At 73.2% G+C, this 11,554-nt stretch carries 9 protein-coding genes and 1 pseudogene; 4 read left to right on the plus strand and 6 right to left on the minus strand.

What is annotated here, in order from left to right; translation table 11 throughout:
• Positions 1 to 41: 41 nt before the first annotated feature.
• Complete coding sequence (locus EMA17_RS05620) at positions 42 to 3,536, plus strand: ATP-binding protein (RefSeq protein WP_126635787.1); 3,495 nt, start codon at positions 42 to 44, stop codon at positions 3,534 to 3,536.
• A 53-nt stretch (positions 3,537 to 3,589) separates the two neighbouring features.
• Complete coding sequence (locus tag EMA17_RS05625) at positions 3,590 to 4,177, plus strand: hypothetical protein (RefSeq protein WP_126635788.1); 588 nt, start codon at positions 3,590 to 3,592, stop codon at positions 4,175 to 4,177.
• A gap of 28 nt (positions 4,178 to 4,205) precedes the next feature.
• On the opposite strand, the gene EMA17_RS05630 is transcribed toward EMA17_RS05625, so the two are convergent.
• The 5 genes from EMA17_RS05630 to EMA17_RS05650 form a co-directional block, all read right to left on the minus strand.
• On the minus strand, positions 4,206 to 4,853 hold the full coding sequence (locus tag EMA17_RS05630) for a maleylpyruvate isomerase family mycothiol-dependent enzyme (protein ID WP_126635789.1): 648 nt from the start codon (positions 4,851 to 4,853) through the stop codon (positions 4,206 to 4,208).
• Positions 4,854 to 5,010: 157 nt separating this feature from the next.
• Positions 5,011 to 6,750, minus strand: coding sequence for a GMC oxidoreductase (locus tag EMA17_RS05635; protein ID WP_126635790.1), 1,740 nt, complete (start codon positions 6,748 to 6,750; stop codon positions 5,011 to 5,013).
• Positions 6,751 to 6,913: 163 nt separating this feature from the next.
• Complete coding sequence (locus EMA17_RS05640; RefSeq protein ID WP_126635791.1) at positions 6,914 to 7,153, minus strand: DUF5302 domain-containing protein; 240 nt, start codon at positions 7,151 to 7,153, stop codon at positions 6,914 to 6,916.
• Between the two features lie 126 nt (positions 7,154 to 7,279).
• Positions 7,280 to 8,011 (minus strand): TetR/AcrR family transcriptional regulator, encoded by a 732-nt coding sequence (locus EMA17_RS05645; RefSeq protein WP_160161324.1) that lies wholly within the window; start codon positions 8,009 to 8,011, stop codon positions 7,280 to 7,282.
• A gap of 133 nt (positions 8,012 to 8,144) precedes the next feature.
• On the minus strand, positions 8,145 to 9,758 hold the full coding sequence (locus tag EMA17_RS05650; protein WP_126635793.1) for an MFS transporter: 1,614 nt from the start codon (positions 9,756 to 9,758) through the stop codon (positions 8,145 to 8,147).
• Between the two features lie 79 nt (positions 9,759 to 9,837).
• Between EMA17_RS05650 and EMA17_RS55225 the strand changes: the two are divergent.
• Positions 9,838 to 9,975: pseudogene (locus EMA17_RS55225) on the plus strand (short-chain dehydrogenase); the annotation flags it as partial.
• A 132-nt stretch (positions 9,976 to 10,107) separates the two neighbouring features.
• Here EMA17_RS55225 and EMA17_RS05660 read toward each other — a convergent pair.
• The gene (locus EMA17_RS05660; RefSeq protein WP_126635794.1) at positions 10,108 to 10,812 is read right to left on the minus strand and encodes a hypothetical protein; all 705 of its coding nucleotides are present in this window, start codon (positions 10,810 to 10,812) and stop codon (positions 10,108 to 10,110) included.
• A gap of 332 nt (positions 10,813 to 11,144) precedes the next feature.
• Between EMA17_RS05660 and EMA17_RS05665 the strand changes: the two genes are divergently transcribed.
• Positions 11,145 to 11,366, plus strand: a complete 222-nt coding sequence (locus EMA17_RS05665) for a hypothetical protein (RefSeq protein ID WP_026218929.1) — start codon at positions 11,145 to 11,147, stop codon at positions 11,364 to 11,366.
• The last annotated feature ends 188 nt before the right edge of the window (positions 11,367 to 11,554 follow it).

An 11,554-nucleotide genomic window follows, 5' to 3' on the forward strand; every position in this document is an offset into this window, starting at 1 on the left:
ACCGGTGCGCACGTCGACGGATTCGGGTTGGGGTTGGAAAGATGGTGTACCTGCGCGTGCTCGGCCCGTTCGAGGCCGAGGTGGCGGACGTGACCGTGCCCCTGGGCGGTCCGCGGCAGCGTGCGGTACTCGCGCTCCTGGCGGTGGCGCGCGGTCGGGTCGTGTCGATCGACCGCATGGTCGAGGACCTGTGGCGCGGCGAGCCTCCCACGCAGGCGGTCACCTCGCTCCAGGCGTACGTGTCCAACCTGCGCCGGTTGCTCGAACCCGGTCGGCCGCGCCGGGCGCCGGCCACGATCCTGGTCAGCGCGGCGCCCGGCTACGCACTGCGACTGCCGGACGACGCGGTGGACGCGTGGCGCTTCGAACGCCTGCTCCACACCGCGCGCGAGCGGGTCGAGGCCGATCCGGCCGAGGCCCGCGAGCTGATCGAAACGGCGCTGGCGCTGTGGCGCGGACCGGCCTTCGCCGCCGCCTCGGACGAGCCGTGGGCCGTCGCCGAGGCCGCGCGCCTGGACGAACTGCACCTGAGCGCGCGCGAATTGCACATCACCGCCGGCCTCCGCTCCGGCGACCCGGCGGACGCGGCGGTCGACGCCGAACGCCTCACCCGCGAGGCCCCGCTGCGCGAGGAGGGCTGGCGGCTGCACGCGCTGGCCCTGTGGGCGAGCCACCGCCAGGCCGACGCCCTGGCCACCCTCCGGCGAGCCCGCGCGGTGCTGGCGGACGATGTCGGCCTGGACCCGGGACCGGCGTTGACGGAGGTCGAGGAGGCGATCCTGGGGCAGCGCATGGAGGTGCTGCGGGCGGCGGTGGGGTGGGGCGGTGAGGGCGTCGGCGTCGCCGAACGGGCCGAGGCCGGTTCGGCGACCGGGTCCGGAACCGCGGCCACTCCTCAAGCCGGTCCCGGCTCCGGGGGCGATGTCGGTGCCGGCTCGGAGGCCCATTCCGGTTTCGGCGCCGGCTCCGGTCCCGGCGAGCCCTTCGTCGGGCGCGACGAGGAATTGGCCGCGTTGCTCCGGGCGGCTCGGGAGGCCGCGGCCGGCGGGATTCGGGCCGCGCTGGTCACCGGTGAGGCCGGACTGGGGAAGTCCGCGCTGTTGGGCCGCCTCGGCGCGGAACTGGAGCGCGACGGCGGGCTCGTGGCCACCGGGCGCTGCCCCGAGGTCGACGGTGCGCCGCCCGCGTGGGCCTGGGTCGAGGCCCTGCGCGCGGTCGCCGCGATCGAGCCGCCGCCGAACGAACTCCTCGACGCGCTCGCGCCGTTGTTGGCCGACGACGCGGCCGGCGGGCCCGGTCCCGATACCTCGGCGGGGCGATTCCGGTTGCACCGCGCGGTCTGGGCCTGGCTCACCGACGTCGCCCGGCGCCGACCGCTGACCGTCGTGCTCGACGACCTGCACCGGGCCGACGCCGAGACCCTGGCCCTGCTCGCCGCCGGTGTCCGCGCGGACGCCGGACCGGCGGGCTCGGCCGCCGACGCGAGGCAGGCGCCGGTACGGCTGTTCGTCGTCGCCGCCTATCGGCCCGACGAGGTCGACGGCAGGCTGACCGAGACGTTGGCGGATCTCGCCCGCCGGTCGCCGGTGCGGCTTGCGCTGGGTGGGCTGTCGGCGGACGCCGCCGCCCGCGTGGTGGCCTCGGTGTCGCAGACCGCCGTCGACGCCGCCACCCTCACCGCGCTGGCCGAGCGCACCGGCGGCAACCCCTTCTATCTCCGGGAGAGCGCACGCCTGTTGGACAGCGAGGGCGCCCTCGTCGCGCTGTCGGACGTCCCCGAGGGGGTTCGCGACGTGCTGCGCCGCCGGTTGGCGCGGCTGCCCGATCCCGCCGTCGCCGTCCTGCGCCTGGCCTCGGTCGTCGGCCGCGAGGCGGACGTGGACGTCCTGGTCGACGCGGCCGAGGTGGACGAGGGCGGTGTGCTGGACGCGCTCGACGCCGGCCTGATCGCCGGCCTGCTCACCGAACCCGCGCCCGGCCGCGTCCGGTTCGTGCACGCGCTGGTCCGCGACACGATGGCCGCCGACCTCAGCGGCCTGCGCCGGACCCGGATGCACACCCGGATCGCCGCCGCCCTGGAACGCCTCGGCAGCCACGACGTGTCGGCCCTCGCCCACCACCACGGCCACGGCGTCGGCGCCGCCACCGCCGCCCGGGCAGTGGAAGTACACATCGCCGCCGCCGAGTTGGCCGAACGTCGCTTCGCCCACGACACCGCCGTCGACCTGCTCGCCCGCGCCCTGGACTGCCTGGACCGCGTCCCGACGACCGCGCCCGGCGACCGCGACGCCGAACGGGCCGACCTGTACGGCCGGTTGTTGCGCGCCCGGGTCCGCGCCGGCGACGTCTCGGCGGCCCGGCGGACGCGGCAACTCGCCTTCGAGGCGGCCGAGGCGGCGGGTCGCGACGATCTCGTCGTCGCGGCGTTCACCGCCTGGACCGTGCCCACCCCGTGGCAGCGCCGGCCGTACGGGGTCCTGGACGAGCCCGTCGTGGCGGCGCTGCGCCGGTTGTCGGCCCGTACCGATGCGACCCCGGAGATCCGCTGCCGGCTGCTGGAGGCCTACGCGTCCGAGGTGTCCGAGGAACACATCGTCCCCGACCCGCGAGCGCTCGCCGAGGAGGCCGTGGCGCTCGCCCGCGAGCTCGGCGACCCCGACCTGCACGCCCTGACCCTGGCCACGCTGGCGGCCAACCTGGGCCGGCTGCCGGAGCAGGCCGCCCGGGACGCGGCGGCGACCGAACTCAGGGGCCTGGCCGACGAATACGACCTGCCGGTCTACCGCTGGTACGCCCGCTTCAACCAGGCCACGACGGCGGCCGACCGCAACGACCCCGCGACCGCGCGGCGCCTGGTCGAGGAGAGCGCGGCGATCGCCGAGGCGTACCGGATGCCCGAGGCGATCGGGGTCGGCGCCCTCGCGCACGCCACACTCGCGCACATCGCGGGCCGCCACGAGGAGGCCGAGGAGCGCTACCACCGGGCCATCGAGCCGATGATCGCCCAGGGTTCGCCGCACGCGTTCGGGTTTCGCTGGGTGGCCCTGGCCACGATCCGACTCGGCCAGGGCCGGATCGGCGAACTCGCCGAAGAGGCACCGGAGATGCTGGCGACGTTCGGCCCGTTCGCGGCGGACCTGTGCGCGCTCGCGATGGCCGCCGCCGGCCGGATCGACGAGGCCCGCGCGATGCGGGCGATGAACGAGCCGATCCGCGCCGACTTCTTCCACACCCTGATGTCCGTGCTCCGCGGGATGGCGGCGATCGCCCTCGGCGAACGAGAGGAGGCCGCCGCGCTCTACCCGACCCTGCTCCCCCTGGCCGAAGCACCCCCGGCCTGCGCGGGCCTGTCCATCGCGATCCACCCCCCGGCCCTGACCCTGGGCGAACTGGCCCGCTTCCTCGACCGAGAACAGGAAGCGCTCGAACACTTCACCCGCGCCGCCGCCATCGCCGACATCTGGGAAGCGAACGACTGGGCGACCCGGGCACGTTCGGCCCTGGCCCGGCCCGAACGAGCGTCGCCCACCGGCTGAACCGCCCCGGCTGCCGGCAGAATCCGAAGTCCTGTCGACGGGGGAGGCCGAGGATGTCGGATTCGGAAGAGTTGCCCACGGAGGACGAGCGACCGGCGCTCGGTGATGCGGGGACGCGACTGCTTCTCGAGCGGCGGCGCCGTCGGCAACTTCGCTACGACGCCTCGGGGTTGCTCGGCGTGCTGGTACTCGTGGCGTTGGCCGCGGTCTTTCGCGACTCGCTCGGCGTGGTCTTCGTCCTGGCCGGGATTCCGGTGCTTCTCGGCTTTCTGCTGTCCCGACGCCCCACCGCGGTCCGTGCCGTGGAGCGGATACTGCACGAATACCCGTGGCATCGCTACGGTTACCGGCTGGAGCGGCAGGGCGAGGGCATGCGCGCCACGCTTCGGCTCGTGCTGCTCGATCCGGTGACCCGGCGCGCGATCGGCTCGTACGTCGGGGTCGCGCGCTACCTGGTCGACCCGGCCGGAAACCCCCTGGGCGAACTGGTGCTGTTCGCGGGCAATCCCGTCTACGGCGGCGTGCTGCACCTGCCCGACAGCGCGGAGTTCAGTGTGTTCAGGCGGGTCAAGATCCCCCGCCACACCGACACCGAGGAGGAGTTGGCCAGGGCCCGTCGCGCCCGCATCGTGCGCGGGTGACTCCGGCGCGGCCGTACACGGTGCCGCGTCAGGCGGACGTGCCCGACAGCGCGCTCGCGATGCGGGCGCGGCCCGGGCCGGTGACGGCTGCCAGACCCGCCGGGCGGCCCGTGGTCAGCAGGAGCAGTTCGGCGACCGGGCCGCGGACCACGTCGGGACCGGTACCCGCCGACCAGTCCGCGTCGGTGGCCACCAGGCGGGTGCCCCGGCACCGCTTCCGGGCGCCGTAGAACGGGCTGGCCAACACGTGGCCGATGGCCGCCACCGCCTGTTCCGTGGGCATCTCGCGGCTTCGGCCCAGCGGCCGCGCCGCGTCCTGTCCGTGCACCAGCGCGTCGACGAGGGGGTCGAGCGGTGACGTCAGGGGCGCACGCCGCGGCGAGCCCGCCGTCTCGCGGAGTCGGGCGATCAGTTCCGCCGGGGTGAACCTGACGGCCAGTGCCCGGGCCTCCTCCGACGTCATCCGGTCGAAGTCGCCCCGGGCCCGGATCGCGCCCCGGATCATGCCCATCAGCGTCGTACGCGTCGACGTGGTCAGATGCGCCGCCAGTTCGTGCATCGTCCAATCGGAGCAGAGTGAGGTCACACCCCAGTCGTCCGGCCCCAGTTCGTCGAGGAAGTCGGCGAGGCTCAGTCGCTCGTCCCGCACCCACGCAAGAATCCTGTCGCGATCCATGTCCGGCTCTCCTCGGGTCGTGTCGTTCGGGTCGTGTCGTGTCGTGTCGTCCGGGGCGTACATCAACACGACGAACGAACGGCACCCGAATCGACAGCCCTCGGAAAAATCTTTTTCGCCGCCCGCGCCCGCCGCCCCCGCGCGGCCCGACCCGCCGTCAGCCCTTCGTCGGGCGTGGGCCCGAGCGGATCTCCACGATCGGCAGCCGCAGGGCCGCCGGGGCGTCCGCCGGGACCGTCGGGGACACCGGTGCGGTGTACGGGACTTGGCGATAGGGCTCGCCCAACTCCGGGCGCTTGTCGGGCTCGCCGCGGTTCGGCCACATGGCCGTCGCGCGTTCGGCCTGGGCGGTGATGGTCAGCGACGGGTTCACACCCAGGTTGGCGCTGACCGCGGAGCCGTCGAGGACGTGCAGGCCCGGGTGGCCGTATATGCGTTGGTACGGGTCCACCACCCCCGTGGCCGGCGAATCGCCGATGACGCAACCACCCAGGATGTGCGCGGTCATCGGGACGTTGGCCAGGTCGCCCCACGAGCCGCCGGCCACGCCGCCGAGGCGGGTCGCGATGCGGCGGACCGCCTCGTGGCCGGCCGGGATCCAGGTCGGGTTGGGCTCGCCGTGGCCCTGGCGCGTGGTGATCCGGATTCGACCGAACAGGCCCCGCTTCCGGTACACCGTCAGCGAGTTGTCGCGGGACTGCATGACCAGGGCGATCACCACGCGTTCGGACCAGTCGCGCACGCTCAGGAACCTCAGCTTGGCCGGGTCGCGCACCACCGTGCCGAGCAACTGCCGTACCCGGGGCCGGTCTCCGTCGGTCAGGAACGTCTGCAGCAGGCCCATCGCGTTCGAGCCCTTGCCATAGCGGACCGGTTCGATGTGGGTGTCCGCGTCCGGATGCCACGAGGACGTGATGGCCACCCCGCGCGTCGCGTCGATCACCCCGGTCTTCGGGGCGACCGCACCCACCAGGGCCTCGGAGTTGGTTCGGGTCAACCGGCCGAGCGTACGGGACAGGCGCGGGAGCGTACCGTCCGCCGCCATCCGGTGCAGCAACCGCTGGGTGCCGAGCGTGCCGGCGGCGAACACGACCTGTTCGGCGGTCCACGTGCGCGGCGCCCGGGCGGTCGTCGGCGGTCCGCTGCGAATCGTCTCCACCGCGTAGCCGCCGGACGCCCCGCCCGGACCGGCCGCCAGCGGGCGCACCCGGCGCACGGTGCGCTCCGCGTGTACCTCCGCGCCCGCTCGCTCGGCCAGGTGGAGGTAGTTCTTGAGCAGCGTGTTCTTCGCCCCCACCCGGCATCCCGTCATGCACGAGCCGCACTCGGTGCACGTGGTCCGGGTCGGGCCCGCGCCGCCGAAGTAGGGGTCCGGCACCTCCTCGCCGGGCCGCTGCCCCTCCTCGGGGAACAGCACGCCGACGGGCGCGAGACGGAACGAGTCGCCCACGCCCATGTCCTCGGCGACGGCCTTCATGTGCTCGTCGACGGGCGTCGTGTGCGGGTTGCGCACCACGCCGAGCATACGTTCGGCCTGGGCGTAGAACGGCGCGAGTTCGGCGCGCCAGTCGGTGATGTGGCCCCACTGCGGATCGTCGAAGAACGGTCGCGGCGGTTGGTACAGGGTGTTCGCGTAGTTCAGCGAGCCGCCGCCCACACCCGCCCCGGCCAACACCACCACGTCCTTGAGCACATGGATGCGCTGGATGCCGGTCAGCCCGATCGCCGGCGCCCACAGGAAGTCGCGAGCCTGCCACGACGTCTTGGGGAAGTCCGCGTCGGCGAACCGTCGGCCGGCTTCGAGTACGCCGACCCGGTAGCCCTTCTCGGTCAGCCGCAGCGCCGCGACCGAGCCGCCGAATCCGGAGCCGATGACCAGGACGTCGTAGTCGAACACGAGGGAACCCTTCGCCGGGCGGGCAGTAGGCGTGCCGTGAAATCTCGCGATCCCGGCGATCCTACTCCCCGGTAACCCGGCGAAGGCAGCCCCTCGACGAGTCGACCGATGTGTCGACCCGTGTGTCGAGCCCGTGCCCGACACGGTTCGGGGGTGGGGCGATTCAGCCGCTCTTGCGCCGGAACGAGCGCTGTTGTGCCGCGGGCCCGTGCGCACCGTGGATCTTCGAACCGTCGCCACCGGGGTTTTCACCGGCGCCGTCGGTCTTGGTGCCGCGCTTGCGGGCCAGTGCCTCGCGGAACTTGCGCTTGGTCTCGTCTTCGGCGCTCTCGGGCTCGGCGGCCTCGGTGGCCTCGGGGGCCGTCTCCTCGGGTGTCTCGTTCGCGGGTGTCTCGTCAGCCATGGTGCGTTCCTGCTCTCGAACTGGATGCGATCCGTGAGCACACCCTTCCATGCCGAGGCCCGCGATGGCACGCCCGGTTGCGGTAACGGCCACAACCGCGGTCGAATCGGACCGCGACGGACCGGTTCAGCTCACCTGGGTCACCTGCGCCGTTCGGATGACCAGGGTGTCGATGAACGCGTCCAGCTCCGGCCACTCGAAGACCGGCGCGGTCATCCGCAGCAGCACCGCGCCGTGCATCGCGGCCCAGACCGCCAGCGCGTCCTGGAACGGGTCGGTGCCGGCCGCCCGGCCGGCCGCCTGGGTCCGCGCGATCGCGTCGATGAGGGTCTGGAAGACGTCCATGCGGCTGGGCAGCTTGGCCGGCGACGGGGATGCGGCCGGCGCCCGGGGCGTGTCCGGCCCGTTCGACGTGTCCGGCTCGTCCGGTGCCTCCGGTGCCTCCGGTGCCTCCGGTGCGTTCGACGCCTCGGACGCCTCCGACGCCGGGCGCATCCGGTGGAACAGCGCCCGATAGCGGCCCGGGCGCTCCATCGCGAACCGGGCGTAGGCGCGGCAGCCCGCGAGCAGCGAGCGGTCCTCCGTGTCCTCGGCCTCCGAGGCGGCCAGAATGGCGGCGCGCAGATCGTCGAAGTAGCCGTTGAGGACCGTGTCGAGGATGTCGTCCAGATCGGTGAAGTGCGCGTAGATCGACGGTGCGGTGATCGCGGCCTCCCGGGCGATCCGACGCAGCGTCACATCGCCGGAGTGGCCGTCGCGCTCGATCAGGTCGGTCGCCGCGGCGAGGATGTCGTCGCGGAGCAGCGCCCCTTGGCCGCGGCGATTGCGGCGGCGATTCGGCCCGTGGTCGTCGTCCATGGCGCTCAGCGTACGAGGCGTGGGAACGGCGTTGTTCGGCATGGGGCCTTCTCGGGGGTGTGGACGGTGCACGGCACGACGCCCGCCACCCGGCGGCCGGCGGGAGCCGGTGGCCGGGTGGCGGGTCGGGGCTTCAGCGCACGGTTCGTACCGCCTGGGTGTCGACCGGCTCGGCGGGCTTGCCGGTGGGGACGGTGGCGGGTGCGGCCCGGCGGGGGAGGCCGAAGCCGACCAGCAGGACGCCGAGCGCGGCGACCGCGGCGGCGACGAGCGCGCCGTTGTTCATCGCGGTGGTGAAGGCGTGGTCGGCGGCCGAGGTGAGCCGGCCGGCCGCGTCCGGGGACAGGTGCTCGGCCACGACGTGGGCGCTGGGCAGGTCGTGCCCGGCGACGGCGGTGGGGCCGGTGAGGTGTTGGTCGCCCATCTCGCTCCGGTAGTGGGAGGAGACCAGCGTGCCGACCACCGCGATGCCCAGCACGCCGCCGAGTTCGCGGACCACGCTGTTCAGCGCGCCGGCCATGGCGGAGAAGCGCACCGGTACCGACGCGGTGATCTCCATGCTCGCGGGTGCCATCATCATCCCCATCCCGGCGCCCACCAGCATCATCTCGCCGGCGAGGGCGACGAACGGGGTGTCGGTGGTGGTGGTCAGGCCCATCACGCCCAGGCCGAGCGCGATCGCGCCGAGTCCGGTGGTGAGGGTGCCCCGAATGCCCAGTCGGGCGGTGACGATCGGCGAGAGCCCGGACATCGCCGCCATCGCCGCCGCGAACGGCATCGCGCCGAGCCCGGCCTTCAGCGTGCTGTAGCCGTGGACGAGTTGGAAGTACTGGGAGAGCACGAACAGCGTGCCGAACAGGGCGAAGAAGGTGATCGCCAGCGTGCCGGCGGCGAGGACGAAGCCGCGGTTGGCGAACAGGCGCACCTGCACCATGGGTTCGTCCCGACGCAGTTCCCGGACCACGAACGCCGCGGCGACCACGACGAAGACGACCGGTTCGACGAGGGTGACGGTGTCGGTCCAGCCGCGCTCGGGCGCCTCGATGATCGCGTCGACCAGGATGCCGAGGCCGATCACGGACAACACGGCGGCGGGCAGGTCGAGTCGAGCGGTGCCCTGGCGCGGGATGGTCGGGACGATCCGCAGGATGCCGACGAGCGCGGCGAGCACGAGCGGGACGTTGATCCAGAACGCGCTCGACCAGGAGAAGTGCGTCAGCAGCGCGCCGCCGGTGACCGGGCCGATCAACACCCCCACCCCGGCCGAGGCCGACCAGACGGCGAACGCCTTGGCGCGCTCGGCGGCCGGGAACATCCGGATGATGATCGCGAGCGTCGCGGGCATCACGAAGGCCGCGCCCAGACCCATCACCGCGCGCCAGGCGATCAGTTCGCCGGCGGTCGTGGACACCGCGGCGACGGCCGAGCCGCCGCCGAACAGGACCAGGCCGCCGAGAAGGGCGCGGCGGGCGCCGAACCGGGCGCCGAGGCTGCCGGCGAGGAGCAGCAGGGCGGCGAAGACGAGGGTGTAGGCGTCGGTGATCCACTGGAGGTCGGCGGTCGACGCGTCGAGGCCCTTGGCCAGGGACGGCAGCGCGGTGTTGAGCACCGAGTTGTCCAGCGTCACCGCGACGAGGGTCGAGCACAACACGAGCAGCGCGGCCCACCGCCGGGGGTACCCGGCGGGATCGGGAACGTCGGTCGGTGTCGGTGATGCGGTGGTTCGGGTCGATGCGGTGCCGGTCACGAGCTGCCCCCATGGATTAACGCCTGTTTCCTTACATCTGTAAATCTAAGTCTTCGACATACAGCTGTAAAGCCAAGGAGTGGCAAAGTCGGCGGCACTCGTCACCGGGGCGCGCCGGGGCATCGGTCGCGCCGTCGCGGAGCGGTCGCCCGCCGATGGGGCGCTGGTCGCGGTGCGCTACGGCCGGGCCTTCGTGGTGCGGGCCGAACTCGGCGTACGACGGCGGCCGGATCGTGACCGCCACCTCGGGGGCGACCCGCGCGTCGCCGGATCGGGTCGGCGGCCGGCCCGGCCTGCCGGCAACCGCCGCCCCGCGCCGCCGACTTCGGGGCCGCGATCGCCCTCGCCGCTACAGGTCCCGCGTCACGCCCAGCGGTGCGCAGTGCAGGCTGCCGTGCGCGGCGGGGGCGGCGATCCAGGTGTCGGCGCTGACGAAGTCCCGCCCGCGCTGGTGTGCTTCGCGGGCCGGGGTCGGGTCGGCCCAGGTCACCGCGAGCGGGTTGTGCTCGACGTCCCACTTGGCGCCGCCGAGCGCGCGGTCGTCGGAGGAGGTCGCCTCGACGTGGGTGAGCAGGCCGGTCTCCGTGGCCAACACACCCGCGTGCCACAGCGTCACGCCCGCGTCGGTGTGCACGATCGCGGGCGGCGTGCGGAGGGTGAGCCCGGTGCCGTCGTGGCGTTCCGAGTCGAAGCGCAGCACCAGCCGGCGCGGGATGGTCGGCAACACCACGTCCAACACGAGGTCGCCGTCCGGGACATGGCCGAACAGGCACGAGGTGAACCGGATCGGCCCGGCGGACAGGGTCGTGGCCAGCGCCGAGTGGGCGAACCGATCGCCGGACCGGGTCACCGACACCCCGTACTGTCCGAACACCTGCGGCGCGGGCGGCCGCGGGCCGCTCGGGCGGGCCGTGGTCTCCATGCCGATGGTCGTGTACAGGCCGGCCGGCGTGCGCAGGATCCCGCCGTGGAAGACCCGGACCTCGTCGTGCGCGAGCAGGATCTCGGGCGGCCTGACCAGCTCGATGTCCACCGGGGCAGTGCTGTCGCTCATGTGGGCGACCCTATCGCCGGGGCACCGGAAGACCCGGCGCCCCGCAGGCCGCCCCCGATACCCCGCGTCCCGCCTCGGCGATGCGTTCGGGCTTCCCCCACTCGGCCCAATCGGGGGCTATCGGGCGTTGTGCGCAAACCGCGCCCCCCGGGCGCCGGCGGGCGGGTACCGCGTGACCTGCGGGAGCGGTGTCGATGCGGTATTTCGGTCCCGTTCGGCGGGCGCATAGGGGATTCGAGCCGCCATATCGTGGGGACACTTTCCGGTTACGGCTTCGCCTATACCGCCCCGGAACGCCCCACGCGTCACCCGACAGGCGCATACTGAGGGAGATGACGACCTCAGCCGTGACCCGGCGCATTCTGCCCACCAGTCCCTTCAATGTCCCGGTCGCTCCCATCATCGAGGATTTCGAACTCGGTGCTCGAGTGACGCACGATCAGTACGGACTCGGTCGGATCGTCGGTGTCGAAGAGGACATCGCGGTCACTGTCGACTTCGGATCGCGCCAGGAACGCATCTGCCGTCCCTACGCGAAGCTGAGCAATCTCTGAACCAACACGACACGGTTCCGCACGTCCCGACACCACGCGGTCGGTACGAGGAGGCGCCCCCGGGACAACCGGGTCGGCGCCTCCTTCGCGTTGTGGGGCACGGCTTGTTTCGGACCCTGACACACACCGAGACATCAGGTTGTCAGACAAGTTGTGCTACCGTCCCGGACATGAAGCCGCGCGTTGTC

Source organism: Embleya hyalina, assembly GCF_003967355.1.
In the GTDB taxonomy this organism is placed as follows: domain Bacteria; phylum Actinomycetota; class Actinomycetes; order Streptomycetales; family Streptomycetaceae; genus Embleya; species Embleya hyalina.

Coding starts and splice junctions, on each gene's coding strand:
- EMA17_RS05620 (WP_126635787.1), top strand. CDS start 42: ATGGTGTACCTGCGCGTGCTCGGCCCGTTCGAGGCCGAGGTGGCGGAC.
- EMA17_RS05665 (WP_026218929.1), top strand. CDS start 11,145: ATGACGACCTCAGCCGTGACCCGGCGCATTCTGCCCACCAGTCCCTTC.
- EMA17_RS05625 (WP_126635788.1), top strand. CDS start 3,590: ATGTCGGATTCGGAAGAGTTGCCCACGGAGGACGAGCGACCGGCGCTC.
- EMA17_RS05630 (WP_126635789.1), bottom strand. CDS start 4,853: ATGGATCGCGACAGGATTCTTGCGTGGGTGCGGGACGAGCGACTGAGC.
- EMA17_RS05660 (WP_126635794.1), bottom strand. CDS start 10,812: ATGAGCGACAGCACTGCCCCGGTGGACATCGAGCTGGTCAGGCCGCCC.
- EMA17_RS05640 (WP_126635791.1), bottom strand. CDS start 7,153: ATGGCTGACGAGACACCCGCGAACGAGACACCCGAGGAGACGGCCCCC.
- EMA17_RS05645 (WP_160161324.1), bottom strand. CDS start 8,011: ATGGACGACGACCACGGGCCGAATCGCCGCCGCAATCGCCGCGGCCAA.